Consider the following 25,113-nt stretch of genomic DNA (forward strand, 5'->3'; position numbering starts at 1 on the left):
ATGTTCAATCGCCTCCTGAGTTTCACCCGCCGTTCCTTTTCGTCGCTTTCGGAGCAGGAGATTCTGGCGCTGGCCATTTCCTCCGAGGAGGATGACGCGCGTATCTACCGCGCCTATGCGGACGGTCTGGCCGAGGAGTATCCGCATTCCGCGGCGATGTTCGAGGAGATGGCCGGGGAAGAGGACCGGCACCGCGCCGCGCTGATCGACCTGCATCGTCAGCGCTTTGGCGAACGCATTCCGCTGATCCGGCGCGAGCACGTGCGCGGCTATTATCAGCGCAAGCCGGACTGGCTCGTGCGGCCGCTGGGGATCGAAAATGTGCGCGCGCAGGCCTCCCTCATGGAAGAGCAGGCCCACCGCTTCTACGTCGAAGCGGCCAAGCGTACGCAGGACGCGGCGACGCGCAAGCTGCTCGGCGATCTGGCGGCGGCCGAGCAGCAGCATGAGAGCCTCGCCGAGCACCTGTCGGAAAAGCACCTCGGCACGGAAGCCCGCGAGGAAGAGGACAGGACCGAGCGGCGCCAGTTCATCCTCACCTATGTGCAGCCGGGATTGGCCGGGCTGATGGATGGCTCTGTCTCGACGCTCGCGCCCATCTTCGCCGCGGCGTTTGCGACCGGCGATACCTGGCAGACCTTTCTCGTCGGCCTTGCCGCCTCGCTGGGCGCCGGTATCTCCATGGGCTTCACCGAGGTGGCCTCCGACGACGGCGTGATCTCCGGACGCGGCTCGCCGATCAAGCGCGGCCTGGCGACCGGGATCATGACGACGATAGGCGGACTCGGCCATGCGCTGCCGTATCTCATTCCCGATTTCTGGACGGCGACTACCATCGCCATTATCGTGGTCTTCATCGAACTGTGGGCGATCGCCTTCATCCAGAACCGCTATATGGAGACCCCCTGGAGCCGCGCGACTTTTCAAGTGGTGCTCGGCGGCGCGCTTGTCTTCGCAACGGGCATGCTGATCGGCAATGCGTGAGGGCGAGAACGATCATGCACGCAACGTGAGTCCTCGGGCGCCTGCGCGCGCTCACGCATGCCGTAGTCGCGCATGACATGTGCGATGCGCAGCCGGTAATTCTCGAAGATGCCGCTGCGCCCCGCTGACTGCGCGGCCCGGTGCTCTTCCATGTTGCGCCAGGTTTTCACTGCTTCTTCATCGCGCCAGAAGGACAGCGACAACACGCGGTCGGGATGGCTGAGGCTCTGGAAGCGCTCGATGGAAATAAAGCCGTCGATTCCGTCGAGCAGTGGGCGAAGCTCGGCCGCTACCCCAAGATAGGCGTCGCGTTTTCCGGCTGCCGGTTCCACCTCAAAGATCACCGCGATCATCGGATGCTCCTTTCACCATGGGGTGCGGAGGCCAGCTTGACGAAGAGGCGGTCCTCCTTGAGGATGAATCGCTCGCGCCGCGCGAACTCATAATTCTCCCGGCCGAGCGGGTCGGTCGCAAGACGCGCGCGATAAGCCTCGTAAGCCGCAAGATCATCGATGTTATAGACGCCGTAGGCCGTGGTGGCGGAACCTTCATGCGGTGCGAAATAGCCGATGAGATCCGCGCCCGCGCGCGGAATCGCCTCACCCCAGTTGCGGGCGTACTGCTCGAATGCTTCCCGCTTGAACGGGTCGATCTCATAGCGAATGAAACAGGTGATCGGCATTATCAGGTCCTTTCATGGTTCGTTTTGTGTCGAAATGTCAGCCACCCCGAGATGGCAAAATGGGCGGAGCGGCTAACACCAGAATGGTTTCGCGCATTCGCGGCGAACCTCCTCAGGTGTAAGGCCGACGTCGGCCAGGAGATGGTCGTCAAGCTCGGAGAGGTGCAGGCGCTGACGCCGCCGCTCCGCAACGCTCAGCAGGGATGTGAGGGCGTCGGCAGCCAGGCGGCACAGGGCTTTGCTCCGGACTGCAAGGCGCTCCCGCCGCGTGGCAACGGTGTTCTGCATGTCTCGCTCCTTCAGGAGCGGTCATAGCAGTTGTCTTGCAGATATAGTTTGGTTATGGTCGAAGTATGAAAGCAGGAACGGACCTTGCGCAGATCGGCAGCCTGGTGGGCGACCCGGCCCGCGCCAACATGCTGGCGGCGCTCATGGGCGGCACGGCGCTCACGGCCAGCGAGCTGGCGCTGGAAGCAGGGGTAGGCCTGCCTACGGCAAGCTCCCACCTGGCCAAGCTCTCCGAAGCCGGGCTCGTTGATGTGGTGCGGCAGGGCCGGCACCGCTATTACACTTTGGCCGATCACCACGTGGGGGCGATGCTGGAAAACATCATGGGTGTCGCAGCCAAGCTCGGTCCGACGCGCGTCCTGCCCGGCCCGCGCGACCAGGCCATGCGCGAGGCGCGCGTGTGCTACGACCATCTTGCGGGCGAGATGGGCGTCGCAATGCTGGACAGTTTCATCGAGCGAGGGCTGATCCGGCTGGAGGATGGTCTGCCCCGGTTGAGCGAGGCGGGGACTTCCTTCTTCCAAAATTCGGGAATCGATGTGAATGGGATGAAGCGCAAACGGCGGCCGGTTTGCAGAACCTGCCTCGACTGGAGCGCGCGCAGGGCACATTTGGCCGGCAGCCTCGGCGCGGCATTGCTCGATCGTATCCAGGCAAAGGGATGGGTGCGGCGCGAGAAGGGCAGCCGCACCATCCGTTTCACGCCAATGGGACGGCGGGAGTTTGAGCTTTTCCTGCGGGATTAATGCCAAGGGACAATAGTTATCTCCTTGGTACAAACCCTCCGCCCGGCGATCTCGCTCCGGGCGGAAGAATGCTCATGCAGTTTACGCCGGCTACTGCATAGCCTTGACGTTAACGCGGCTTTCAGCCATCTGGGTCAGCTTCTCGTCCGTCGCCTTCTCCTCGGCGAGATTGCGCTTCAGAACTTCGGCGCAATCTTTCCGGTTCATCTGTTGCGCCCAGGTGATCAGCGTGCCGTAGCGCGTGATCTCATAATGCTCTACCGCCTGGGCGGCGGCGATCAGAGCGGCGTCGAGAACATCTTTGTCGTCGACTTCACCGGCAACCTCGTTGGCTTCCTTGATGATGCCGTCTATGGCCGGGCAGTCCACGCCCTTGGCCTCCTTGTCCATCATCTTGAAGACCTCGTCCAGGTTCCGGATATGGCCCTCGGTCTGTTGAAGATGCTGCTCGAATCCCTGCTTGAGCTGGGGATTGGTCGCCTTCTCGATCATCTTCGGCAGGGCCTTGGTGATCTGGTTTTCGGCATAGTAGATGTCGCGCAGCGTATGAACGAACAGATCGTCCATCGTCTTAATTTCGCTGGAAAACAAACCCATGGTTTTGTCCTCTTGTTTTGCTTGTAACGGTTTGGCAGGCTGGGACTGCTCTACCCGTGTCCCGGCCTTGATTCCTAACCCCGCCGAGGGGTGCTCTGTTCCATGCAGGGGCTAGGTAAGCATGCGCGTTGGGGGTGTTCCCGTGTGGCTTTTTTGCAACGGCACGGAAATACTGGATTTGGGCCACGTCCGTGCCGCGAACGAGCCCGTTTTCCGCCACGAAGCCGTGGCTTCTATTCACACAGTATTCATGCCTTTCGAGTATTTTGAACTCGGAGGGACTGGTAAAAAAATCCGGGTACAAGACGATGGGGTTGGTAAAGGTGTTCTTGGGCTATATTGATGCCGTCCGCGCGTTCTTTACGCCGCGCTATCATCCCGAGCGCCATTATATGCGCGGACCGGGACCCGCCTGCGCGCGCCGAAACAGCGACAATTCCTCCGCACGGGCGTAGGATTTAGAGCTGATCTGAACGCCGTCAACATGACAGTTGCGAACTGACATTCAGGATGATCAGCGCCCTGACGCGCGTCCCCTGCTGCCGGACATCTCTCCCATACCGGGCGCGGCGGTAAAACCTAACGCTGAAGCTAAGGACAGGGCTTCAGGACAACCGGTTTGCCTGCTTCGGAACCGAGCTCACTGCATTCGCCGTTCGCGCACAGCTGCCAGCTGCTACCAGTCGCGCCGGAGGCGGCCAGATGCAGTTCCGGCCGGGGTTCGAGGGGTGGCACGTACACCCACCAGCCGTCTTCAAAGCGTGCATCCGGAGGCGGCTCCATGCCCGCTCCGGAGCCTTTCACGCGGGCTTCGATAATCTGCAGACCTTCCTGCGTGACCCGCCAGGTCTCCTGCCATTCCACCTTTTCTACCGAATGGGTCCAGGAAAGGGTGAAGAGCGTCGCAACAAGCGTGGCCGCCTCGCCGGCAGAAAGTATGCAAAGACTCATTCCGCTGGCCTGCCGGTGTCGCCTGATCTCCCGCGTTCTGGTTTGGCGGCCTGTTGTCCGCGTTTCAGGAAGAAATTGGCGACGAGAAACAGTGCGGCGAGCGCGAGGCCGATTTCATCGGTAATCGGCAGAGCGGCAATGAGCGTGAAGGCCGCAGCGGCGGCCAGCAAACGCTCCCACACGGCCAGCGAATGGCGCAAATAGCCGATGACGGCCGCGCCCCAAAGCGCGATCGCCAGACTGGCCTTGAAGACGATATAGGCCACGGCGGCAGGATAGCCCACGGCTTCGGCCAGCGGCCCGCCGTCCTGCAGCATGAGTGCGGGCGTATAGACCGCCATGAAGGGAATGATGAAGCCTGCGGCAGCGACCTTGATGGCCTCCATGGAGATCTTCAGCCCATGTTCCTTGGCGATCGGCCCGGCCGCAAAACAGGCAAGTGCGACAGGCGGCGTGAGGTCGGCCAGAATGCCGAAGTAGAAGACGAACATGTGGCTGACGATGAGCGGCACACCCAGTGCAAGCAGCGCCGGCCCGGCGATGGCGGAGGTGATGATGTAGTTCGGGATCGTCGGAATGCCCATGCCGAGAATGATGCAGGTGATCATGGTGAGCACCAGCGACAGGAACAGGCTGGTCTCGCCGACCGAGACGATATACTGGCCGAAGGTGTTCGCCGCACCTGTCAGCGTCATGGTCCCGATGATGATGCCCACCGTGGCGCAGGCCACGCCGACCGGCAACGCCGTCTTGGCCCCCTCGGCAAGCGATTCGCGGCAGAGATCGAGCGTCTTCCGGCCCCCCTCCACAAAGACATTGATCAGAATGAGCAGCAGCACCGTGACCACGATGACGTTGATGCCGTACTGGAAGAAGCTGGCGGCGATCAGCCCGAGACCGACCCAGAAGATCACCCGCAGAACCTGGTTCGGCAGGCCGAGCGCGACCGACCCGCCGAGGATCAGAAGCACTGTCAGCGACAGGCCGATCGTTCCCGCGAAGAGCGGCGTGTAGCCGGTAAAGAGCAGATAGACGAGCACGGCAAGCGGCAGCACGAGATACCAGCCTTTGCGCAGAGCCCGCGCTGGCGACGGCAACTCGTCCCAGGGCAAGCCGTGAAGCCCGTACTTACCGGCTTCCAGATGGACCATCCAGAATGCCGAGCCGAAATAAAGGAGCGCGGGAATGATGGCCGCCTTGACCACCTCGTAATAGGGGACGCCCAGCGTTTCGGCCATGATGAAGGCGACGGCTCCCATCACCGGCGGCATGAGCTGCCCGCCCATGGAGGAGGTGGATTCCACACCGCCGGCGAAAGCGGCGCGATAGCCGAAGCGTTTCATCAGCGGAATCGTGAACTGGCCGGTGGTGACGACATTCGCGACACCGGAGCCGGAGATCGTTCCCATCAGGCCTGAAGAGATTACCGAGACCTTGGCCGCACCGCCGCGCGCATGGCCGACAAGGCCGAGTGACACATCGGTGAACAGCCTGATCATGCCTGCCCGCTCCAGAAACGAGCCGAACAGGATGAAAAGGAAGATATAGGTGGCCGAGACATAGGTGGGGATGCCGTAGATCCCCTCCGTCCCAAAGGCCATGTGGTCGATGACCTGCGAAAAATCGTAACCCCGATGGGTAAGCGGAGCCGGCAGATACTGGCCGAAGAGGCAGTAGGCAAGAAAGGTGCCGGAAATGATCGGCAGCGCCGGGCCCATGAGCGCGTAGGCGGCGGCAAAAACGGTTGCAAGCGCCACCACGCCGAAGACGATATCCCGCTGTAGCGGCATGCCCGCGCGCAGGATGAGCGGTTTATACTCGACGAACTGGTATATGGCGACCGAAAGTCCTGCCAGCGCCATCCCCCAGGCCACGATCTTCATCAGCCGTCCGGCATCGCGGGCGGAGGCGATCAGCGGAAACACGAGAAGCATCAGAAAGCCGACGTGAAAGGCCCGGACGATTTGGCTGGGCAATGACACCAGATGAGCGGCCGTCGTGATCTGATAAAGAGAAAAGATGACCGCGATCCACATGAGCAGCCGCCCCTCCGGGGTCTGGCGAAATTGGCTCTGGGAAGGATCCTGCACTCCCGCTGCCGGCAGTTCTGCTGTCATGTCGGCATTTGTGTTTGTCATGTAATGATCCCGCGTTCCCCTGGTTGTTTATGGTGGGACCATAAAATGCGCGGGGGCAACCGGCGTAGGGTCGCCCGCCGCGATCGATTATTCCGCCCCATCCTCATCGAAGATGCGGGCGCTCGTTTTGCAGTTAGAGCAGGCCCTGCTCTTTGTAATATCGTTCGGCGCCGGGATGAAGCGGCACGGGCACGCCGTTGGGCGCGTTCTCGAGCGAGATGTCGTTCGCCGCGGAATGGGCGGCGACCATTTCGTCCAGATTCTCGAAGAGCTGCTTGGTCATTTCATAGGCCATCTCGTCCGAAACTTCCTCATGGGTAACGAGGATATTGGTGATGGCCAAGGTCGGGATGTCCTCGTCCTGCCCGTCATAGGTGCCCGCCGGAATGTCGGCGGCGATGAAGGGTGCACCGAGCGTCTCGGCGACGCTTTCCGGGACGGCCACCATCGTGATGGGAACCGACAGCGCCAGATCCTTGATCGAAGCGACGCCGAGGCCCGCCGACTGAAGCGTGGCGTCGAGCTGGCGATTCTTGATCAGTTCGACGGACTCATCGAATGGCAGATACTCGGCTCGCGACAGGTCGTCATAGCTCATGCCCATCGCATCGAAGATGCGCCGCGCATTGAGCTCGGTGCCCGAGGCAGGTGCCCCGACCGAAAGGCTCTTGCCCGCCAGATCCTCGAACGTTTCGATGCCTGACTCCTGCGACGCGACGACCTGGACATAGTTCGGATAGATCGCGGCTATACCGCGCAACTTTCCGAGTTGCTCCGAGAAGCCTGCTTCCTCGTCGCCCTCCCAGGCTGCCTTGACGGTGTCGCCCAGGGCAAACGCGATCTCTCCGCGGCCCTGCTGCAGAAGATTGACGTTTTCCACCGACGCTTTGGTCGACTGGACCTGGGTGCGCGCGTTTTCGATCGTGTCGCCATAGATCTTCGAGAGAGCGACGCCGAGCGGATAATAGACGCCTGAAGTCCCCCCGGTCAGGATGTTGATGAATTCCTGCGCCTTGGCGGCAGCCGGGTTGAAACTAAGCCCGAGCGCCACTGCCCCGGCAGCCAGAAGTTTTGCTTTCATGCCGATCATGAACTCCTCCACACTTGTTCTTTTCCGCCGTGTTCCGGCACGAGCAGGCGGACACGCATTCTTGGCCGGTCGCGGACCGTGGCCGCTTCGGCCGGCGACAACATAGCGTCAACCGCCATTCGGCGAAACCGTTTTGAATACGACTTTAAGGGGAGATCGTGCGTTGATTCGCCGTAGCGAAAAATTCCAGCATTCGAGAGGATGGAATAGCGTCTCCAGTGAATTCGAAAGTTCCCTTGTCGAGCATCTCTTGCGCCGCGCGTTCCACCGCGCCGAAGGCGAAATTGGAGAGCTTCGAGCCGAGCGAGATGCGCTTTGCGCCGGCTTCAGCCAATGCGGATAACGAAAAGCCCGCATCAGCCAGCACATTGACCGGCTTACCAACCGCCTGGCAGACGGTGCGGACCTGCTCGATATTCGTGAGTCCCGGTGCATAAAGCACGTCGGCCCCGGCCTTTTCGAAAGCCTGCAGGCGGGCGATCGTGTCATCGAGGTCAGGCCGGGCGTGCAGGAAATTTTCCGCCCGTGCCGTCAGCACGAAATCGCGCGGGAGCGACCGGGCGGCTTCCGCCGCCGCCGTGATGCGTTCGACCGCCAGCGGGAATTCGTAGATTGGATTATCCGGGTCGGCGCTGTAGTCCTCGATGGAACAGCCGGCCAGTCCGGCGGCCTCGGCGGCGAAAATGGTCTCGGCGGCGCTGTCGGGGCTGTCGCCCTTGCCGTTTTCCAGATCGGCCGAGACCGGAAGCGGTGTGGCGCCGACGATCTCACGGCAATGATCCATCATGGTCTCGAAATCGACGGCGCCGTCAGGCAGCCCGCGCGACAGGGCATAGCCGGCGCTGGTGGTCGCCAATGCCTCGAACCCTAATCCGGCCAGCAGCTTGGCCGTCCCGATATCCCACGGGTTGGGAAGTATGAAGGGAGCTTTCGCGTCGTGCAGCGCGCTAAAGATCGAACCGATGTCTGACATGGAGCCCGTCCTTCTGATGAACAAAGATCATGAGGCAGCGCTAACCACCGTAATGTCAAGATGCTCAAAATCTGGAGGAATTGTTCAGCCCGTGCCGGTCGAACCGAATCCGTTCGAGCCACGCTGCGTGTCCGCGAGCTCCCGCTCTTCGAGAGAGACGGTCGTGACCGGTGCGATGACCATCTGGGCGATCCGCATGCCGCGCGTGATCGCGAAGTCCTCCTCGCCGAGATTGATGAGCAGAACCTGCACCTCACCGCGATAGTCGCTGTCGATCGTACCGGGCGTGTTGAGGCAGGTGAGTCCGTGGCGCAGTGCGAGCCCCGAGCGCGGACGAACCTGCCCTTCGTAGCCCATCGGGATCTCGAGAATGAAGCCGGTGGGGACCAGCACCCGCTTGCCCGGCAAGAGAATGATCTGCCGGTCCTCCGGAACCGCAGCGCGCAGGTCCATCCCTGCCGCGCCCGCAGAGGCGTACTCTGGCTGCGGCAGGCCCGCCGCATGCGGCAGCCGCACAATGCCGAGCGTTGGAGAAGCGGATGATTCCATCATACCATCTATCTGGCGCGACGGGCGGAAAGCGTCAACTCGGGCGCTCCCCGCCGCCTGGTTTATCAACGCATTTCCGTGCGGGGCCGGGGCTTACCCTTGCTCCCGGATCAGCGAACGCATGGCATTTGCACACGAAATTTCCACGTGAATTTTCCTGCGTGCCATGTCAGACTGCCAAGTAAGCAGGTAGAAATCCTGCAGGGGTCGCGCTGCGCGGCCCGTTTCTAAAGGCAACCGACAGGGTGTGGATCATATGACGCGTATTGTTCTCGGCCTGCTGGCCGCAACTGCAATGAGCACGACGGCCATGGCTCAGGAGGACTTCTCTCCTGCTCTCCTTTACGACTTGGGTGGCAAGTTCGACAAATCTTTCAATGAGATGGCCTATACGGGCGCCGAGCGGTTCAAGGAAGACACCGGCATCGAATATGTCGAGTTCGAGATATCCAACGACGCCCAGCGCGAGCAGGCCCTGCGCCGCTTCGCCGAGCGAGGCTACAACCCCGTCGTGATGGCTGGTTTCACCTGGGTGGAATTCCTCGACAAGATTGCTCCCGAATATCCGGACGTCGATTTCGCCATCATCGACGACAAGGTGGATCAGCCCAATGTGCGCTCGGTCACCTTCAAGGAGCAGGAGGGTTCTTACCTCGTCGGTCTTCTCGCGGCGATGGCCTCCGAAACCGGCACGGTTGGTTTCGTCGGCGGCATGCAGGTGCCGCTTATCGGCAAGTTCGAGTGCGGCTATGTTCAGGGCGTGACGGAGACGGATCCGGATGCCTCCGTCATCCGCAATTATACCGGCGATACGCCGGACGCTTGGAACGATCCGACCAAGGGCGGCGAGATTGCGCGCGCCCAGATGGACCAGGGCGCCGACGTGATCTATCACGCCGCCGGCGGAACGGGCGTGGGTGTTCTTCAGGCGGTTGCGGACGCAGGCAAGCTGGGCATCGGCGTCGATTCAAATCAGGATTACCTGCATCCGGGCAACGTGCTTACCTCGATGATCAAACGCGTGGACGTGGCCGTATACGATGCGTTCGAGGACGCCATGAACGATGAGTTCACCTACGGCGTTCAGAATGTCGGCCTGGCCGAAGACGCGGTCGGATACACCGTCGACGAGCACAATGAGGGCCTGATCACCGACGAAATGCGGGAGGCCGCGGAAGATGCCAAGGCCAAGATTATCGCCGGCGAAATCGAGGTCCACAATTATCTCGATGACAACAACTGCCCATACTGATATCGGCAGTGTATGAACCGGAAAGGGGCCGTGCGCGGCCCTTTTTCGTTAGATAAAGTAAGAACAAGGAGCCTGCGGTCCATGCCCGACATAGCGCCCGTGCTCGATCATCTCGACCGGTCGGTCGACCAGAGCCTGGAAAGGCTTTTCAAGCTGCTCGAGCTCAAGTCCATTTCCACCGATCCGGCGTATGCCGCCGAATGCCGCAAAACGGCCGAGTGGCTGGTGGAGGATCTGCGCTCGATCGGCTTTACGGCTGACGTTCGCGAGACTGCCGGGCACCCGATGGTCGTGGCGCATCATGAGGGCGAGGGACCGCATGTCCTCTTCTATGGGCACTACGACGTACAGCCCGTCGATCCGCTGGGTCTCTGGGAGGACGATCCCTTCGCGCCGGCGGTGAAGGAAGTCGAGCCCGGACGCAAGGTGATCACCGCCCGTGGCGCATCGGACGACAAAGGTCAGCTCATGACCTTCGTCGAGGCCTGCCGCGCGTACAAGGCGGTGCATGGCAAGCTGCCCTGCCGCGTCAGCATTCTCTTCGAGGGCGAGGAAGAGTCGGGCTCTCCCTCACTCAAGCCCTTCATGGAAGCCAATGCGGAGGAACTGAAAGCGGATTTCGCCCTGGTTTGCGACACGACCATGTGGGACCGCGAAACCCCGGCTATCTGTGTGGGACTGCGCGGGCTGGTTGGCGAGGAGATCACGGTCAGGGCTGCCGATCGCGACCTCCACTCCGGCTTTTTCGGCGGCGTGGCGGCCAACCCGATCCGCATCCTCGCAAAAGCCTTGGGCGAGATGCATGACGAGAACGGGCGCGTCACCATTCCCGGCTTCTACGACGGTGTCGAGGAGACGCCCGATGACGTTCTGAAAATCTGGGAGGGGCTCGGCCAGTCGGCCAAGGACATGCTAGGCCCCATCGGCCTGTCCGAACCCTCGGGCGAGAAGGACCGCTCGGTGCTGGAACTCGTCTGGGCACGCCCGACGGTGGAGTTCAACGGGATTCACGGCGGTTATACGGGCGAGGGGTTCAAGACGGTGATCGCGGCGGAAGCCTCCGCCAAGGTCTCCTGCCGGCTGGTGCACAAACAGGATCCGGAGAAAATCCGTGAGGCGCTGCGCGCGTTCGTTCGCGAGCGCGTTCCGGCCGACTGCGAAGTCACATTCTCCCCCCATGGCGGCTCGCCGGCGATCCAGCTCTCTTACGATTCGCCGATGGTCACGAAGGCTCAGGCCGCGCTTTCGGAAGAATGGCAGAAGCCGGCCGTCAGCATTGCCATGGGCGGCTCGATTCCCATCGTGGGCGATTTCCAGCGCACGCTCGGTATGGACTCCCTGCTGGTGGGCTTCGGCCTGCCGGATGACCGGATCCATTCCCCGAACGAGAAATACGAGCTCAGCTCCTTTACGAAGGGGCAGCGTTCCTGGGCGCGTATCCTGGACGCCCTGGCAACAACGGAGCAGGCGGCATGACGATCCGGTTTCACCAATACGACCTGCCCGATCTTGCCCATTACGACGTCGAAGCGGTCGCCGTGGACACGGAGACGCTGGGTCTAAAGCCCCACCGCGACCGGCTTTGCGTGGTGCAGCTTTCCCCGGGCGATGGAACGGCGGATGTGGTGCAGATCGCGCGCGGGCAGAAGGAGGCGCCGAACCTGACCGCGCTTCTGGCCAATCGAGGGATCACGAAGCTGTTTCACTACGCCCGCTTCGACATTGCCGTGCTTTATCAAGCATTCGGCATCATGGCGGAGCCGCTCTTCTGCACCAAGATCGCCTCGCGCCTGACGCGCACCTACACGGACCGGCATGGGCTCAAGGATCTATGCAACGAGCTTTTGGGCGTCGGCATTTCCAAGGCCCAGCAGTCTTCCGACTGGGCGGCGGATCAGCTTTCGCCGGAGCAGCTCGAATACGCCGCCTCCGACGTGCTTTATCTGCATAGGATCCGTGACGTGCTGCGCGAGCGGCTGCGGCGCGAGGAGCGCATGCGCGAGGCCGAGGCCTGTTTCGAGTTCCTGCCGACTCGCGCCAGGCTCGACCTCATGGGCTGGGAGTCGGAGGATATCTTCGCTCACAGTTGATTGACCTTAGGGTCAAACGCCCTTAACGGCCCCTTAAACCGTGCCGATTAGCGTGCGGTCTGCACGGTCCTGCTTTCAGCCGGGCGCGGGGATGGATTGGGGAACATGGCCAGGGCCAAACGAAAAAGGCGGATAGAGCCGACTTTCGATGCGCCGGCATCCCGCCGGAGCAAAGGCTCGCTGTCCGTTAGCAAATCCGACCGAATCTTGCCGCCGTCCGGGCGCGGCAAAGCCAGCAAGAGCCGGGGAAAGCCGCGCAAGCGCCGGGCGAGCCGGGCACGAAGGAGCGGGCTGAGCCGCCTCTTTCGGGGGCTGGTGTACTGGTCACTGGTGCTTGCCCTGTGGGCCGGAATCGCCGGGGTGGGGATCGCCGCCTATTACGGCGCGCAGATGCCCAGCGCCACCACCTGGGCCATTCCCGACCGCCCGCCTAACGTGAAGATCCTGTCCGCCGACGGCCGCCTTCTCGCCAATCGCGGCATGACGGGCGGCGAGGCAGTCGGGCTCCACGAGGTGTCATCTTACGTCCCGCAGGCCGTCATCGCCATCGAGGATCGGCGCTTCTATGACCATTGGGGCATGGACCCGCTGGGTTTGGCGCGAGCCGTGGTCGAAAACGCCATGCAGGGAAGGCTCGCCCAGGGCGGCTCCACGATCACCCAGCAACTGGCGAAAAACCTGTTTCTGAGCTCCGAACGCACGATCGAGCGCAAGGTGCAGGAGCTGTTGTTGGCCTTCTGGCTGGAGCAGAAATACACCAAGGACCAGATCCTGGAGATGTATCTCAACCGCGTCTATTTCGGCTCCGGTGCCTATGGTGTGGAAGCGGCCGCACGACGGTACTTCAATAAGTCCGCCCGCGACGTTAATCTGGCCGAAGCCGCGCTCCTCGCGGGCCTTCTCAAGGCACCCTCCCGCCTTTCCCCGGCCCGGGACCCGAATGCGGCGGAAGAGCGCGCGCAGCTTGTACTGACCGCCATGCGCGAGGAAGGGATGATCGGCGACAGCGAGCTGACCGCGGCAATGAGCGCGCCGGCCACACGCGCGCCGTCCTTCTGGACCGGCGCCGAACACTATGTCGCCGACCTGGTGATGGAGGAGTTGCCCGACCTGGTCGGCAACATCGAAAAGGACGTGATCGTACACACCACGATCGATCTCGACCTGCAGAAGCAGGCGGAGAAAACAATCCGCCATGTGATTGACGAAAAAGGCCAGGATCTGCAGGTGTCGCAGGGTGCGCTGGTCTCGATCGACCGCGCGGGCGCCATCCGCGCGCTGGTCGGCGGTTACGACTATGCAAGCAGTCAGTTCGACCGCGCCACCGAGGCACGCCGCCAGCCGGGCTCGGCCTTCAAGCCGTTTCTCTACATGGCTGCGCTCGAGCAGGGTCGCACGCCACTGAGCGTGCGCAACGATGCTCCGGTGCGGATCGGAAACTGGTCGCCGGGCAATTACAGGGACAAGTATCACGGCCAGGTGACGCTCTCGGAGGCGCTGGCGCGCTCCCTCAATTCGGTCGCGGCGCAGCTCGTCATGGAAGTCGGCCCGAAACGCGTGGTGGAAGTCGCGCACCGGATGGGGATCGATTCCACGCTCAAGGCGAACGCCTCGATTGCCCTGGGTACGTCCGAGGTCACACCGCTGGAGCTGACGGCTGCGTATGTACCGTTTGCAAATGGCGGATATAGACCGGAGGTCCATGTCATCGGCCGTGTCACGACGGCTGCGGGCGATCCGCTTTATACCTTCCAGCAACAGCAGCTCCCTCGGGTGGCAAGTCCGGAGATCGTCGGCATGATGAACGCGATGATGGCCGAGACCTTAGAGCTGGGCTCGGGCCGCGCGGCTGCTTTCGAACGGCCTGCGGCCGGAAAAACAGGCACCACGCAGCGCTCTCGCGACGCCTGGTTCGTCGGTTACACGGCCAATCTCGTCACCGGTGTGTGGGTGGGCAACGACGACGGTTCGGTAACGAAGGCGACCGGCGGCAGTGTTCCCGCCGCGGCCTGGCGGGAATTCATGGCGGCGGCGCACGAGGGCGTTCCGGTTGCCGCCCTGCCGGGCAACTGGAATCCCCTCGGTCCGGAGCGGCCGCCGCGTGCCGTTGCTGGCAGCACAACGAGGGGAGTTACTCAAGCTGCCAACCGAAGGCCGGTTCCACCGACCGCAGTGGGTGGTGACCGCCGTGAGGGCGGCCTTTCCATTCTCGACATCATTCTGGGCAATTGAGCGCGCCCGAGATAAGCCTCTCGCATTCCCGGTCTACAGCTACTAAATAGGCGTGACTGGACGGAGGACGCGCTGTGAGCGAAGTCGACGAAAGAAAAACCCTTGTGCTGACGGGGGCGAGCCGTGGCATTGGCCACGCGACGGTCAAGCGCTTTTCACGGGAAAACTGGCGGGTCATCACCTGTTCACGGCACCCCTTCGCGGAGGATTGTCCGTGGCCGGCCGGCCCGGAGGATCACATCCAGCTCGATCTCTCCGACCAGGAAGGGGTGGGCATTGCCATCGGCGAGATCCGCCACCGCCTCACCGCGAATGGCGGACGGCTCGATGCGCTCGTCAACAATGCCGCGATTTCGCCGAAGCTCGACGACGGCAGCCGCATGAATTCCATCGACACGCCGATGCATGTCTGGCGTGATGTCTTCCAGGTCAATTTCTTCGCGCCCATCATGCTTGCGCGCGGTCTGTTCAAGGAGCTTGGCACCGCGACGGGCTCCATCGTCAATGTGACCTCCATCGTCGGCAGCCGCGTTCACCCATTCGCCGGAACGGCTTATGCGACCTCGAAAGCAGCACTGGCGGCATTGACGCGCGAGATGGCGGCCGACTTCGGCCCGCACGGAATTCGTGTCAACGCTATTGCGCCGGGCGAGATCGAGACTTCAATCCTTTCGCCGGGTACGGACAAGCTCGTGGAATCGATCCCGCTTCGCCGTCTTGGCCAGACGGCGGAAGTTGCCGACACGATCTTCTTTCTCTGTTCGGGGCAGGCGTCTTACGTGTCGGGAGGCGAAATCCACATCAATGGCGGGCAACACGTTTAATATAAGAGTTGCTGCAGCTCAGTCCTCGACCGTTTCGCCAGGATAAACACCCCAGATCGAGGATTGCACGATCCAGCCCGTCGTTTCGCCGAAGCGCATGCGGCACCACTGACCGTCGCATTGGGTAACTTCGCCGATTGCGCCGGGATCGACCTGGGCGACAACGCGGGCCCCCTCACTGGCTGAGCGCAGCAGGGGCAGGGATGTCGAATCTGCATCGAACCAGGGCGCGACGACGCCTGTGCGGCGGCCCGAAAGCAGCGTGTGGTGAATCCATCCCTCTTCGCCCTCCGCGTCTCGCACCCGGCGCCAGTTGTCATACTCCTGGATGATTTCGAGCGGCAGCCCCGAGCGCACATACATCCACTTGACGGCGTATTTCGTTCCGGGGCCGACGCGCATGTTGACCCGGCTGGATTTGAGGCTGACGAAACGCGGCAGCGGCAACCCGCTCGGGCCGCGCTGCAAATCGTTGCTCGCGGCTGCGCTCTCTTGTGCCAGAGCCGGTCGCGCCGGCAGGGAGAATATGGCAGCCAGCAACACAAGAGACAGGATCACACGGAAAAACGCGGACGGCGACATTCATCCTCCCCGGAAAAAATGGTGTTTATGGTGTCGGATCACGGTATGTGAACTCTTGCGGCGCATGCCGATGTCTTTTTCTTTGTCTTCGCCGCGCCTGCTTGGTATCCCTCTCGCGGATTTGGAAGCAGGATGGCTCCGCTTTCGAGTGTGACGGATTTGGGTTAATAGGGGCTCAACGCTGGAAGATATCGGGGCGTCATGACCGGTCGTAAAAAGCCACTTGTAATTCTCTCGCGCAAGCTGCCCGATCAGGTCGAGACGCGCATGTGCGAGCTATTCGATACCCGGCTGAATGTCGAAGACCGGCCGATGAGCCGCGCCGATCTCGTTGCCGCGGTGAAGCAGGCGGACGTTCTCGTTCCGACGATCACCGACCGCATCGATGCCGAGTTGATTGCCGAGGCCGGGCCGCAACTGCGGCTGATTGCGAGTTTCGGCAACGGTGTGGACCACATCGACGTGGCGGCGGCGGCCAAGCGGGGGATCACCACCACCAACACGCCCAACGTGCTCAATGAAGACACGGCCGACATGACGATGGCACTGATGTTGGCAGTGCCGCGCCGATTGACGGAGGGAGCCGAAATCCTTCGCCAGGGCGGCAAATGGGCCGGCTGGTCCCCCACGTGGATGCTGGGGCGGCGCATCTGGGGCAAGCGGCTCGGCATCATCGGTATGGGCCGCATCGGTGCGGCTGTCGCACGCCGTGCCAAGGCGTTCGGTCTCTCCATCCATTACCACAACCGCCGGCGCGTGGCGCCGATGGTTGAGGACGAGCTGGAGGCGACCTATTGGGATAGCCTGGACCAGATGCTTGCCCGCATGGACATCATTTCGGTGAACTGTCCGTCCACGCCCGCCACCTTCCATCTCCTGTCAGCGCGACGGTTGGCCTTGATGCAGCCCTCGGCCTATATAGTGAACACTGCGCGTGGCGATATTGTCGACGAGGACGCGCTGGTCGAGATGATAGAGACCGGAAAGCTCGCCGGCGCTGGACTCGACGTGTTCGAGCACGCGCCGGCGGTGAACAAGCGCCTGGTGCGGCTGGCCGGAGAAGGCAAGGTGGTGATCCTGCCCCATATGGGCTCGGCCACCATCGAGGGGCGCATCGACATGGGCGAGAAGGTCATCATCAACATCCGCACCTTCTACGACGGTCATCGTCCGCCGGACCGGGTGCTGCCGCGCAACACCTGAGGTGGTTGCCGTGATGTTCACATAGCACGCCGAATCTCTGCCAGCACACCTTCCAGCTCACCAAGATTTGCGATCTCGCGGAAGCGTGGCGCCTCTGAGGGGTGCTGTGCGTGCTCAAGGGTCCATGTGAGCTCGTGTGGCACGAAAACACCCCAGCAACCGGCACTGAGCGCCGGCAGCACGTCCGATTTCATCGAATTGCCGACCATCATGGCGCTCTCCGGTCCCTTGCCATGTTGTGTAAATACCCGCCGGTAGGTCTCCACGGTCTTGTCGCTCACGATTTCCACGGCATCGAAAAAATCGCCGAGGCCGGATTGAGCCAGCTTTCGCTCCTGGTCGAACAGATCCCCCTTGGTGATGAGTACAAGCCGGTACTCCGGTGCGAGGCGCTTCAGCGTCTCGGATACGTGGGGCAGCGTCTCGATCGGATGCTGCAGCATCTCGCGCCCGATCTCCATGATACGGGCGATGGCGTGTGTTGAGACCTTGCCCCCCGTCACGTCGATGGCTGTCTCGATCATGGAAAGGATAAAGCCCTTGATGCCGAAGCCGTAGAGCTGGAGGTTGCGCTTTTCGGCTTCGAGCAGCCGGGCGCTGATATCCCGCTGCTCGGCGTGATCGGACAGGATCTCGGTAAAACGCTCCTCCGTCAGGCGGAAGAAGTGCTCATTCTCCCAAAGCGTGTCGTCGGCATCGAAACCGATGGTAGTAAGCGGCATCACATTCACCCTCTTTGCCGCGCTCGCATAGCGGCTGAAAGCGGTGAAGTCTATGCTTTCGCAGTGTTTCGCCGGTCAGAGATAGGGCAAGCGGCCGAGTGAGGAATAATGCTCGTTCAATTGATCGAGCGCGGCCATGTCGTCTTCACTGAGGGTGAAATCGAATACCTGGATATTTTCTTCCAGGTGCTGGCGCTGATTGGCTTTCGGAATTGGCACGGTGCCGCGTTGCAAGTTCCAACGGATGAGCACCTGCGCGGGCGATTTTTCGTGTGCCCGGCCGATCTCCGCCAGCGTCTCATCGCCCAGCCTGCGGGTGCGGGTCAGCGGGCTGTAGGCCTGGATGATGATTCCCTTGTCGTCGTGATGGCGCTTGAGCTCCATGCTGTGGCCGAACGGGCTCCATTCGACCTGGTTTAGGGCGGGGACCTCTCCGGTGGCTTCGATCAACCGGTCGATCAACTCGGCTGAATAATTGCTGACGCCGATGTCCCGCGTAAGGCCTTCCTCGCGCGCCCGGATCAGCCCGCGCCAGAGCTCCTCGCCGGCACCGGTGCTCGGCGGGCGGTGAATCAGCATGAGGTCCGCATGATCCAAGCCGAGCTCGCCAAGATTCTTTTTCGTCGCCTCATAGGCGTTCTCCGTCTCCTCAACCTTGGTGGCGAGGTAAAAATCCGAGCGCTGGGCGCTCTTCTTGCGCAGGCCGTCGCCGATCCCCGGCTGGGTGCCGTAATCGCCGGAGGTATCGATCATCGGGTACCCGAGATCCAGGGCAGTAGCGATGACGTCCGCCGTATTGTCGGTGAGCTGCCACGTGCCCAATCCGAGAACGGGCATTTCACTGCCGGTGTGCAACCGAATGCGGGATGTCAAATCCATGGAAGTTGCCTCCTGCCGCAGGGAACTTGCCTTCCAACCATGACTGCAGTGCGATGTTCCCGCCGACGCAATGGCCATCGTCCGGCCCGGAAAGGACGCCGGGTCCGTATGGAACTATGCTGAGGGTTGAAGAATGGTGCCGCTTGTCAGACTCGAACTGACGACCTCCGCATTACGAATGCGATGCTCTACCAACTGAGCTAAAGCGGCCAGCAGCCGGAAAATTCCGGCGCCCTGATCGGTTCGCCTGATACTCGCATCGCGCGCGAAGATCAAGTGATCTTGCGCATTCTCGTCCATTGAAATTCGGCCTCGCCAAACGGATGATGGACTCTGGCGCATGCTGGGTTAATCTGTGCGCACACCCCGTCGCGCATCAAGCGACGGACGGACCATGACAATACGCGAATGAGGAGGGCCCCCATGGCAGAGATTTCAATGGTTGTAAACGGCCGGAACGTCTCGGGGACGGCGGATGATCGAACCTTGCTGGTCCATTTCCTGCGGGAAAATCTGGAACTGACCGGCACGCATGTCGGCTGCGACACGTCGCAATGCGGAGCCTGTGTCGTGCATCTCGACGGCAAGGCGGTGAAGTCCTGCACCATGCTGGCGGCCCAGGCCTCCGGCAGTGAAGTGCAGACCATCGAGGGGCTGGCCGGAGATGGCGAGCTGCATCCGGTCCAGGCGGCCTTCAAGGAGCACCACGGGCTCCAGTGCGGCTTCTGCACCCCCGGCATGATCATGGCTGCGGTCGATATGATCAACCGCCATCCGGAAGGCCTTGACGAGAAGACCGTTCGCGCCGAGCTGGAAGGCAATATCTGCCGCTGCACCGGATACCATAACATCGTCAAAGCCGTCTTGGCGGCATCCGAGACGATGAGCGGAAAGGCGGCGAGGGCCGCTTAAAGGGAGTAGGCAACTAGGGCAGGGTAGTAAGGAAGTACGGTGGTGAGGCACAGCGACGAACGAGCGGGCTGATCTCGTACCTTGCTGCCATATTGCTCGTTGCCCGCATATCGGGAGGAATTCATGGGCGTTGAAGGCATTGGCGCGCGGCTTGCGCGCAAAGAGGACAAGAGGTTCATCACCGGTGCTGGACGCTATGTCGACGACATGGTGGTGCCAGGAATGAAACATGCGGCATTCGTTCGCAGCCCGCATGCGCACGCGGCCGTCAACGGTATCAAGATCGACGCGGCAAAGGCGATGCCCGGCGTCATCGATGTGCTGACGGGCAAGCAACTCAAGGATGACGGCATCGGCAACCTCATTTGTGGCTGGATGATCCACTCCAAGGACGGCAGCCCGATGAACATGGGTGCATGGTCGCCTCTGGCTGTCGACAGGGTGCGCTATGTGGGCGATGCCGTGGCGATCGTCGTTGCCGAAACGCGCGCGCAGGCACGGGATGCGGCAGAGGCTGTGGAGGTCGATTACGAGGAGATGCCGGCGGTCACCGATGCCGTGAAAGCTCTGGAGCCGGGCGCGCCGCAGCTTCACCCGGAAGCGGCGAACAATCTCATCTACGATTGGGAGATCGGCGAGGCTGACGCCACCGACAAGGCGCTGGATGGCGCAGCCCATGTCACGCGGATGAGGATCGTCAACAACCGGCTGATCCCCAATGCCATCGAGCCGCGCGCGGCGCTTGGCCATTACGACCGCGCGGAAGACCACTTCACGCTCTGGACCACCAGCCAGAACCCGCATGTGGCCCGCCTGGTCATGAGCGCGTTTTATAACGTGGCACCGGAGAACAAGCTGCGCGTGATCGCGCCGGATGTGGGCGGCGGCTTTGGCTCCAAGATTTTCATCTATCCGGAGGAGGTGGTCTGCCTCTGGGCCTCGAAGCGGACCAATGTACCGGTGAAGTGGGCGGCCGACCGCACCGAGAGCTTCCTGTGTGACGCGCATGGGCGCGATCATGTCAGTGAGGTCTCGCTCGGCTTCGATGCCGATAATCGCATTGTCGGGCTGAAGGTGGATACGATCGCCAATTTCGGCGGCTACATGTCGCTCTTCTCTTCCTCCGTGCCGACCTATCTCTACGCGACGCTGCTGTCCGGCCAGTATGTGATCCCGCAGATCCACTGTAATGTGCGGGCGGTCTACACCAACACAGCGCCGGTGGACGCCTATCGCGGAGCAGGGCGGCCCGAGGCGACCTACGTGCTCGAGCGCACGATGGAAACGGCGGCACGCGAGCTCGGGGTTTCGCCAGCGGAGCTCAGGCGCAAGAACTTCATCCGCGAGTTCCCATACCAGACCCCCGTCATCATGAACTACGATACGGGCGACTACGAGGCTTCGCTGGAGGCGGCCATGCGCGAGGCGGACTATGCCGGCTTCCCGGCCCGCCGCGAGGAGGCAAAGAAACGCGGCAAGCTGCGCGGCACCGGCATGAGCTGCTATATCGAGGCCTGCGGCATTGCGCCGTCCCAGGCCGTCGGCTCGCTCGGCGCCGGTGTCGGCTTGTGGGAGTCGGGCGAAGTACGGGTGAACGCAGCCGGCACGATCGAGGTCCTGACCGGCTCGCACAGCCACGGCCAGGGACACGAGACGACATTCGCGCAGGTGGTGGCCGAGCGCTTCGGCGTGCCCATCGATTCCGTGTCCATCGTTCATGGCGACACGGACAAGGTCCAGATGGGCATGGGCACCTATGGTTCCCGCTCCGGCGCGGTTGGCATGTCCGCCATGGTCAAGGCGCTCGACAAGGTTGAAGCCAAGGCCAAGAAGATCGCCGCCCACCTGATGGAGGCCGACGAGGGCGACATCGTGATCGAGAACGGCGAGGCGAAGGTCGCCGGCACCGACAAGACGGTGCCGTGGTTCCAGGTCGCGCTTGCCGCTTATACCGCCCACAATTTGCCGGAAGGCATGGAGCCGGGGCTGAAGGAAACCTCCTTCTACGATCCGACCAATTTTACCTTCCCGGCCGGCTGCTACATCTGCGAAGTCGAGGTCGATCCGGAGACCGGCGTGACCGATATCGTCCAGTTCGTCGCGGCAGACGATTTCGGCAACATCATCAACCCCCTGATCGTGGAGGGGCAGGTGCATGGCGGCTTGGCGCAGGGCATCGGCCAGGCGCTCATGGAAGGCTGCCGGTATGATCCGACCTCCGGCCAGCTCGTCACCGCGTCCTACATGGATTACACGATGCCGCGGGCAGAGGATTTGCCGTCCTTCCAGGTTTCGACGACGAACACTCCCTGCCCGAGCAATCCGCTCGGGCTTAAAGGTTGCGGCGAGGCCGGTGCCATCGGCTCTCCGCCGGCGGTGATAAATGCCATCACCGATGCGATCGGGAACAACAATTTGAACATGCCGGCGACACCACAAGCGGTGTGGTCGGCGATGCAGAAGAGCGAATAGCAAACAGAGAGTAGCGAGTAGGAAGTCTGCGGGAAAAGCGCTGCGACTAATGCACTGCTCGCTACTTGCCCTCTAAGAGGAGACATCAATGTACCAGACCACATACCACCGCGCTTCTTCCGTTTCCGACGCCGTGAAAGTGCTAGGCGAAGCCGAGGACGCCAAACTCGTCGCCGGTGGGCAAACGCTGATCCCGACCATGAAGCAGCGTCTTGCCGCGCCGAGCGATCTCATCGACCTGCGCCACATCGACGAGATCAAAGGCATCGAGGTGAATGGTAAGGACGTGCGCATCGGCGCCGGCGCGACCCATGCCGAGGTGGCGGAGAACCAGGCTCTCGCCGCCGTTTGCCCGGCGCTCTGTCATCTGGCCGCCCATATCGGTGATCCGCATGTGCGCCACATGGGCACCCTCGGCGGCTCGATCGCCAACAACGACCCGGCTGCCGACTATCCGGCGGGTATCCTGGCACTCGGCGCGACCGTTCACACGAACAAGCGCGAAATCCCGGCTGACGATTTCTTCGCCGGCCTGTTCGAAACGGTGCTGGATGAGGACGAGATCGTTACGGCCGTTTCCTTCACGGCGCCCGAAAAGGCCGGCTACGCCAAATTCCCCAACCCGGCCTCGCGCTACGCGCTGACCGGTGTTTTCGTGGCCAAGCGCGCAGACGGGGTTCGCGTTGCGGTAACCGGTGCCGGCGAAGACGGGGTCTTCCGCGCGGGCGAGATCGAGGATGCGCTCGCAAAATCCTTCGAGCCGTCCGCCGTCGAGGGCATCACTGTCGCGGCGGACACTTTGATGTCGGACATTCATGCCTCGGCCGAATACCGCGCCAATCTGGTAGCGGTCATGGCCAAGCGCGCTGTGCAAGCGGCAAACGAATAGGTCCGCATCCTTCTGGAACTGGTGGAAAGGGGCCCGAGCGGCCCCTTTCATGCAACGGCGTCACGGTACTAGGCTGATGCCTGTTTGAGGGTGCTGAGGCTTGGCATGAGCGCTGTTTCGAAAAGAACGGACGGAGTTCCGGCGAACGGCCAGGCGATCGCGACCATTTGTTTCGGCGTCTTTTGCCTTGTGCTGAACGATGCTTTGGCGAAATGGCTGACCGCCCATTATGGGCCGCTACAGATAATCTTTCTGCGCAACCTGTTCGCCTTGCCGATGATCACGGTCATCGCACTGTCGCTCGGTGGTCGCGCTTCGCTCCGTTCGTCACATATGGCAGTTCACGCGATGCGCGGGCTTCTCATGGTTGTGGCGGGCTTTGCGTTTTTCAGCGGGCTCAAGATCCTGCCCCTTGCCGAAGCGACGTCGCTCGTCTTCGCCGCTCCGATCTTCATCACCGCATTATCCGTCCCGCTCCTGGGCGAAAGCGTCGGATGGCGGCGCTGGGCGGCAGTCTCTGCGGGCTTTCTCGGCGTCCTCATCATCGTCCGGCCGGGCGCGGCGGCATTCCAGCCCGCTTCGCTGTTCGTGGTCGCGACGGCGATGTTCTACGCGCTGTTCATGATCAGTGCGCGATGGGTGAAGCGAGACGAGAATGTCTGGACGATGATGTTCTATGTCGTGCTCTTTCCGCTGCTTTTCAGCGGTATGATTGTGCCTTTTCAATGGAGCGGCTTGGCGTTGTCTCACATTCCCCATCTCGTGGGCATGGCCATATTCGGCACGCTTGGCATGACATTGATTGGTCATTCGTTTCGTCTTGCGCCCGCCGCCATCGTTGCGCCGTTCGACTACACCGCGCTTCTCTGGGCGAGCGTTATCGGATGGTTGGTCTGGGGTGAGCTTCCCGACGCTTGGACCTATGCGGGCGCTGCCGTGATCATCGCAAGCGGCATCTACATCGTCCTGCGCGAAACCCGACAGAGACAAGAGTCAGCGCGGTCGAAATCGTTCCGACGGTGCCTGTGAATAAGGGGCAACTGTCATGAAATGTGATCAAGTAATGATATATACTGAAATGATCCGTTACGATATAAGGGTCCAAAAGGGTAGCGGCTGCTGCCGCTCATGGGCTCTTAAACAATGGAAGATATCATTCGCGGGCACGGTCGCCGCCGTCCCTCTGTGCGCTTGCGCAACTTTATCGCCGCCGCCACCATGTTTGTCCTTCTGGGCGGCTTGGTCGCGACGCAGACGGTGCCGGAATTTATCCTCTTCCGTGAGCGGCTTGTCCTGGACCTTCTGGAGATCGAGAGCAGTGTCGAGCTTGCACCCATCGATCTGGTCACACATGACGGTTTGAAGCTGCGCTCCTGGTATCATCCGCCGGCCCCGGGAAAGCCGGTTATTGTCTATTTTCCCGGGCGCCTTGGCGATCTCATTCGCAAACCGGCGCATCTGTTCGATTTGGCGGAACAAGGCTACGGGCTGACGCTCGCCGGATATCGCGGCTATGGCGGCAATCCGGGGTGGCCGAGCGAAAGCATGTTCTACCGCGATGCATCAGCATTGCTAACCAAAATCTTCAGGGAAGGTCTGACGCCGGACGGCACCATTCTCTATGGCTATTCCATGGGAACCGGGGTGGCCAGTTACGTGGCGACGCATGCCCGACCCCGCGCACTCATTCTGGAGGCGCCCTTTACGTCTTTCCCGGCCGCTGTGCACCAGCAGGCGGCTTCCGTTCCCGTGTGGCTCGTGCGCAGCCGTTTCGATACGCGTTCGCGGATCGGCAACATCGACGTGCCGATCCTGCTGCTGGCCGGCCAGCGGGACGCGATCACGCCTCCCGCTTTCGCCGAGGTGCTCGCCACGCTCAGCGAGGGGTTCTCCAAGCTGCACGTCTTTCCCGAGGCAAATCACGTCGACATGATCCGCCACGGCGCACGCGAGACGATCGCCGGCTTCCTGTTCGGGCTGGAATCGAGCCAGCAGTCAGCCGAGACTGCCGTGGGCGGTGCGACGCAGGGCGGAACAAGCCCGCTTTAGGCCGTAAAG

General features: G+C 62.0%; 25 protein-coding genes and 1 tRNA gene. 13 read left to right on the forward strand and 13 right to left on the reverse strand.

All coding sequences use genetic code 11. The annotated features are described in order from the left end of the window. The gene (gene mbfA / locus LY631_RS03760; RefSeq protein WP_274423766.1) at positions 1 to 984 is read left to right on the forward strand and encodes an iron exporter MbfA; all 984 of its coding nucleotides are present in this window, start codon (positions 1 to 3) and stop codon (positions 982 to 984) included. Here mbfA and LY631_RS03765 read toward each other — a convergent pair. The 3 genes from LY631_RS03765 to LY631_RS03775 form a co-directional block, all read right to left on the reverse strand. Next, a complete protein-coding gene (locus LY631_RS03765) occupies positions 924 to 1,337 on the reverse strand; it encodes an antibiotic biosynthesis monooxygenase family protein (RefSeq protein WP_274423767.1) in 414 nt (137 codons plus the stop codon). The two genes, mbfA and LY631_RS03765, sit on opposite strands and share 61 nt — an antisense overlap. Continuing rightward, positions 1,334 to 1,666 carry an NIPSNAP family protein gene (locus LY631_RS03770; protein ID WP_274423768.1) on the reverse strand — a complete coding sequence of 111 codons (333 nt, stop codon included), beginning with the start codon at positions 1,664 to 1,666 and terminating at the stop codon, positions 1,334 to 1,336. The genes LY631_RS03765 and LY631_RS03770 overlap by 4 nt, the downstream gene beginning before the upstream one ends. A 72-nt stretch (positions 1,667 to 1,738) precedes the next feature. Continuing rightward, on the reverse strand, positions 1,739 to 1,954 hold the full coding sequence (locus tag LY631_RS03775) for a DUF1127 domain-containing protein (RefSeq protein WP_274423769.1): 216 nt from the start codon (positions 1,952 to 1,954) through the stop codon (positions 1,739 to 1,741). A 65-nt stretch (positions 1,955 to 2,019) separates the two neighbouring features. On the opposite strand from LY631_RS03775, the gene LY631_RS03780 reads away from it, so the two are divergent. Beyond that, entirely contained in the window at positions 2,020 to 2,700 is a 681-nt protein-coding gene (locus tag LY631_RS03780) for an ArsR/SmtB family transcription factor (protein WP_274423770.1), read from the forward strand. 90 nt (positions 2,701 to 2,790) lie between these two features. On the opposite strand, the gene LY631_RS03785 is transcribed toward LY631_RS03780, so the two are convergent. From LY631_RS03785 to dut, 6 genes are all read right to left on the reverse strand, one after another. Further along, positions 2,791 to 3,297 carry a YciE/YciF ferroxidase family protein gene (locus tag LY631_RS03785; RefSeq protein WP_274423771.1) on the reverse strand — a complete coding sequence of 169 codons (507 nt, stop codon included), beginning with the start codon at positions 3,295 to 3,297 and terminating at the stop codon, positions 2,791 to 2,793. Between the two features lie 591 nt (positions 3,298 to 3,888). After that, positions 3,889 to 4,248 carry a DUF1850 domain-containing protein gene (locus LY631_RS03790; protein WP_274423772.1) on the reverse strand — a complete coding sequence of 120 codons (360 nt, stop codon included), beginning with the start codon at positions 4,246 to 4,248 and terminating at the stop codon, positions 3,889 to 3,891. After that, positions 4,245 to 6,365: a TRAP transporter permease gene (locus tag LY631_RS03795; RefSeq protein ID WP_274423892.1), complete on the reverse strand. Its 2,121-nt coding sequence runs from the start codon at positions 6,363 to 6,365 to the stop codon at positions 4,245 to 4,247. Before LY631_RS03795 ends, LY631_RS03790 begins: the two co-directional genes overlap by 4 nt. A gap of 154 nt (positions 6,366 to 6,519) precedes the next feature. After that, a complete protein-coding gene (locus tag LY631_RS03800; RefSeq protein ID WP_274423773.1) occupies positions 6,520 to 7,476 on the reverse strand; it encodes a TAXI family TRAP transporter solute-binding subunit in 957 nt (318 codons plus the stop codon). Positions 7,477 to 7,621: 145 nt separating this feature from the next. Further along, a complete protein-coding gene (locus LY631_RS03805) occupies positions 7,622 to 8,449 on the reverse strand; it encodes an isocitrate lyase/PEP mutase family protein (RefSeq protein WP_274423774.1) in 828 nt (275 codons plus the stop codon). Positions 8,450 to 8,533: 84 nt separating this feature from the next. Continuing rightward, on the reverse strand, positions 8,534 to 9,001 hold the full coding sequence (dut, locus tag LY631_RS03810; RefSeq protein ID WP_274423775.1) for a dUTP diphosphatase: 468 nt from the start codon (positions 8,999 to 9,001) through the stop codon (positions 8,534 to 8,536). Positions 9,002 to 9,254: 253 nt separating this feature from the next. Between dut and LY631_RS03815 the strand changes: the two genes are divergently transcribed. From LY631_RS03815 to LY631_RS03835, 5 genes are all read left to right on the forward strand, one after another. Further along, positions 9,255 to 10,250 (forward strand): BMP family lipoprotein, encoded by a 996-nt coding sequence (locus LY631_RS03815; protein ID WP_274423776.1) that lies wholly within the window; start codon positions 9,255 to 9,257, stop codon positions 10,248 to 10,250. An 81-nt stretch (positions 10,251 to 10,331) separates the two neighbouring features. Continuing rightward, positions 10,332 to 11,726: a dipeptidase gene (locus LY631_RS03820; RefSeq protein ID WP_274423777.1), complete on the forward strand. Its 1,395-nt coding sequence runs from the start codon at positions 10,332 to 10,334 to the stop codon at positions 11,724 to 11,726. Next, positions 11,723 to 12,340: a ribonuclease D gene (locus tag LY631_RS03825; RefSeq protein ID WP_274423778.1), complete on the forward strand. Its 618-nt coding sequence runs from the start codon at positions 11,723 to 11,725 to the stop codon at positions 12,338 to 12,340. Before LY631_RS03820 ends, LY631_RS03825 begins: the two co-directional genes overlap by 4 nt. Before the next feature lie 105 nt (positions 12,341 to 12,445). Further along, on the forward strand, positions 12,446 to 14,572 hold the full coding sequence (locus tag LY631_RS03830; RefSeq protein WP_274423779.1) for a transglycosylase domain-containing protein: 2,127 nt from the start codon (positions 12,446 to 12,448) through the stop codon (positions 14,570 to 14,572). Positions 14,573 to 14,646: 74 nt separating this feature from the next. Next, the gene (locus tag LY631_RS03835; protein WP_274423780.1) at positions 14,647 to 15,396 is read left to right on the forward strand and encodes an SDR family NAD(P)-dependent oxidoreductase; all 750 of its coding nucleotides are present in this window, start codon (positions 14,647 to 14,649) and stop codon (positions 15,394 to 15,396) included. An 18-nt stretch (positions 15,397 to 15,414) separates the two neighbouring features. On the opposite strand, the gene LY631_RS03840 is transcribed toward LY631_RS03835, so the two are convergent. After that, positions 15,415 to 15,978, reverse strand: coding sequence for an SH3 domain-containing protein (locus LY631_RS03840; protein ID WP_274423781.1), 564 nt, complete (start codon positions 15,976 to 15,978; stop codon positions 15,415 to 15,417). 201 nt (positions 15,979 to 16,179) lie between these two features. Between LY631_RS03840 and LY631_RS03845 the strand changes: the two genes are divergently transcribed. Continuing rightward, positions 16,180 to 17,181 (forward strand): 2-hydroxyacid dehydrogenase, encoded by a 1,002-nt coding sequence (locus tag LY631_RS03845; protein ID WP_274423782.1) that lies wholly within the window; start codon positions 16,180 to 16,182, stop codon positions 17,179 to 17,181. A gap of 17 nt (positions 17,182 to 17,198) precedes the next feature. Here LY631_RS03845 and LY631_RS03850 read toward each other — a convergent pair whose 3' ends face one another. The 3 genes from LY631_RS03850 to LY631_RS03860 all read right to left on the reverse strand — a co-directional run bounded on the left by LY631_RS03850 (position 17,199) and on the right by LY631_RS03860 (position 18,992). Beyond that, positions 17,199 to 17,903, reverse strand: a complete 705-nt coding sequence (locus LY631_RS03850; protein WP_445082825.1) for an HAD family hydrolase — start codon at positions 17,901 to 17,903, stop codon at positions 17,199 to 17,201. Between the two features lie 75 nt (positions 17,904 to 17,978). Then, a complete protein-coding gene (locus tag LY631_RS03855) occupies positions 17,979 to 18,782 on the reverse strand; it encodes an aldo/keto reductase (protein WP_274423784.1) in 804 nt (267 codons plus the stop codon). A 134-nt stretch (positions 18,783 to 18,916) separates the two neighbouring features. Then, positions 18,917 to 18,992: transfer RNA gene (locus LY631_RS03860), tRNA-Thr, on the reverse strand. Positions 18,993 to 19,205: 213 nt separating this feature from the next. Between LY631_RS03860 and LY631_RS03865 the strand changes: the two genes are divergently transcribed. The 5 genes from LY631_RS03865 to LY631_RS03885 all read left to right on the forward strand — a co-directional run bounded on the left by LY631_RS03865 (position 19,206) and on the right by LY631_RS03885 (position 25,104). Further along, entirely contained in the window at positions 19,206 to 19,694 is a 489-nt protein-coding gene (locus LY631_RS03865) for a (2Fe-2S)-binding protein (protein ID WP_274423785.1), read from the forward strand. A gap of 123 nt (positions 19,695 to 19,817) precedes the next feature. Then, complete coding sequence (locus tag LY631_RS03870) at positions 19,818 to 22,166, forward strand: xanthine dehydrogenase family protein molybdopterin-binding subunit (RefSeq protein ID WP_274423786.1); 2,349 nt, start codon at positions 19,818 to 19,820, stop codon at positions 22,164 to 22,166. 88 nt (positions 22,167 to 22,254) lie between these two features. Next, on the forward strand, positions 22,255 to 23,055 hold the full coding sequence (locus LY631_RS03875; protein WP_274423787.1) for an FAD binding domain-containing protein: 801 nt from the start codon (positions 22,255 to 22,257) through the stop codon (positions 23,053 to 23,055). Between the two features lie 105 nt (positions 23,056 to 23,160). Further along, a complete protein-coding gene (locus tag LY631_RS03880) occupies positions 23,161 to 24,084 on the forward strand; it encodes a DMT family transporter (protein WP_274423788.1) in 924 nt (307 codons plus the stop codon). A 114-nt stretch (positions 24,085 to 24,198) separates the two neighbouring features. Then, entirely contained in the window at positions 24,199 to 25,104 is a 906-nt protein-coding gene (locus tag LY631_RS03885; RefSeq protein WP_274423789.1) for an alpha/beta hydrolase, read from the forward strand. Positions 25,105 to 25,113: the final 9 nt, after the last annotated feature.

The sequence above is a fragment of the Chelativorans sp. YIM 93263 genome (genome assembly GCF_028767125.1).
GTDB lineage: Bacteria > Pseudomonadota > Alphaproteobacteria > Rhizobiales > Rhizobiaceae > Chelativorans.

What these genes read in the sequence shown, in the direction of transcription:
- mbfA (WP_274423766.1), top strand. Translation starts at nt 1, where the DNA reads ATGTTCAATCGCCTCCTGAGTTTCACCCGCCGTTCCTTTTCGTCGCTT.
- LY631_RS03765 (WP_274423767.1), bottom strand. Translation starts at nt 1,337, where the DNA reads ATGATCGCGGTGATCTTTGAGGTGGAACCGGCAGCCGGAAAACGCGAC.
- LY631_RS03770 (WP_274423768.1), bottom strand. Translation starts at nt 1,666, where the DNA reads ATGCCGATCACCTGTTTCATTCGCTATGAGATCGACCCGTTCAAGCGG.
- LY631_RS03775 (WP_274423769.1), bottom strand. Translation starts at nt 1,954, where the DNA reads ATGCAGAACACCGTTGCCACGCGGCGGGAGCGCCTTGCAGTCCGGAGC.
- LY631_RS03780 (WP_274423770.1), top strand. Translation starts at nt 2,020, where the DNA reads ATGAAAGCAGGAACGGACCTTGCGCAGATCGGCAGCCTGGTGGGCGAC.
- LY631_RS03785 (WP_274423771.1), bottom strand. Translation starts at nt 3,297, where the DNA reads ATGGGTTTGTTTTCCAGCGAAATTAAGACGATGGACGATCTGTTCGTT.
- LY631_RS03790 (WP_274423772.1), bottom strand. Translation starts at nt 4,248, where the DNA reads ATGAGTCTTTGCATACTTTCTGCCGGCGAGGCGGCCACGCTTGTTGCG.
- LY631_RS03795 (WP_274423892.1), bottom strand. Translation starts at nt 6,365, where the DNA reads ATGACAGCAGAACTGCCGGCAGCGGGAGTGCAGGATCCTTCCCAGAGC.
- LY631_RS03800 (WP_274423773.1), bottom strand. Translation starts at nt 7,476, where the DNA reads ATGATCGGCATGAAAGCAAAACTTCTGGCTGCCGGGGCAGTGGCGCTC.
- LY631_RS03805 (WP_274423774.1), bottom strand. Translation starts at nt 8,449, where the DNA reads ATGTCAGACATCGGTTCGATCTTTAGCGCGCTGCACGACGCGAAAGCT.
- dut (WP_274423775.1), bottom strand. Translation starts at nt 9,001, where the DNA reads ATGATGGAATCATCCGCTTCTCCAACGCTCGGCATTGTGCGGCTGCCG.
- LY631_RS03815 (WP_274423776.1), top strand. Translation starts at nt 9,255, where the DNA reads ATGACGCGTATTGTTCTCGGCCTGCTGGCCGCAACTGCAATGAGCACG.
- LY631_RS03820 (WP_274423777.1), top strand. Translation starts at nt 10,332, where the DNA reads ATGCCCGACATAGCGCCCGTGCTCGATCATCTCGACCGGTCGGTCGAC.
- LY631_RS03825 (WP_274423778.1), top strand. Translation starts at nt 11,723, where the DNA reads ATGACGATCCGGTTTCACCAATACGACCTGCCCGATCTTGCCCATTAC.
- LY631_RS03830 (WP_274423779.1), top strand. Translation starts at nt 12,446, where the DNA reads ATGGCCAGGGCCAAACGAAAAAGGCGGATAGAGCCGACTTTCGATGCG.
- LY631_RS03840 (WP_274423781.1), bottom strand. Translation starts at nt 15,978, where the DNA reads ATGTCGCCGTCCGCGTTTTTCCGTGTGATCCTGTCTCTTGTGTTGCTG.
- LY631_RS03845 (WP_274423782.1), top strand. Translation starts at nt 16,180, where the DNA reads ATGACCGGTCGTAAAAAGCCACTTGTAATTCTCTCGCGCAAGCTGCCC.
- LY631_RS03850 (WP_445082825.1), bottom strand. Translation starts at nt 17,903, where the DNA reads ATGCCGCTTACTACCATCGGTTTCGATGCCGACGACACGCTTTGGGAG.
- LY631_RS03855 (WP_274423784.1), bottom strand. Translation starts at nt 18,782, where the DNA reads ATGGATTTGACATCCCGCATTCGGTTGCACACCGGCAGTGAAATGCCC.
- LY631_RS03865 (WP_274423785.1), top strand. Translation starts at nt 19,206, where the DNA reads ATGGCAGAGATTTCAATGGTTGTAAACGGCCGGAACGTCTCGGGGACG.
- LY631_RS03870 (WP_274423786.1), top strand. Translation starts at nt 19,818, where the DNA reads ATGGGCGTTGAAGGCATTGGCGCGCGGCTTGCGCGCAAAGAGGACAAG.
- LY631_RS03875 (WP_274423787.1), top strand. Translation starts at nt 22,255, where the DNA reads ATGTACCAGACCACATACCACCGCGCTTCTTCCGTTTCCGACGCCGTG.
- LY631_RS03880 (WP_274423788.1), top strand. Translation starts at nt 23,161, where the DNA reads ATGAGCGCTGTTTCGAAAAGAACGGACGGAGTTCCGGCGAACGGCCAG.
- LY631_RS03885 (WP_274423789.1), top strand. Translation starts at nt 24,199, where the DNA reads ATGGAAGATATCATTCGCGGGCACGGTCGCCGCCGTCCCTCTGTGCGC.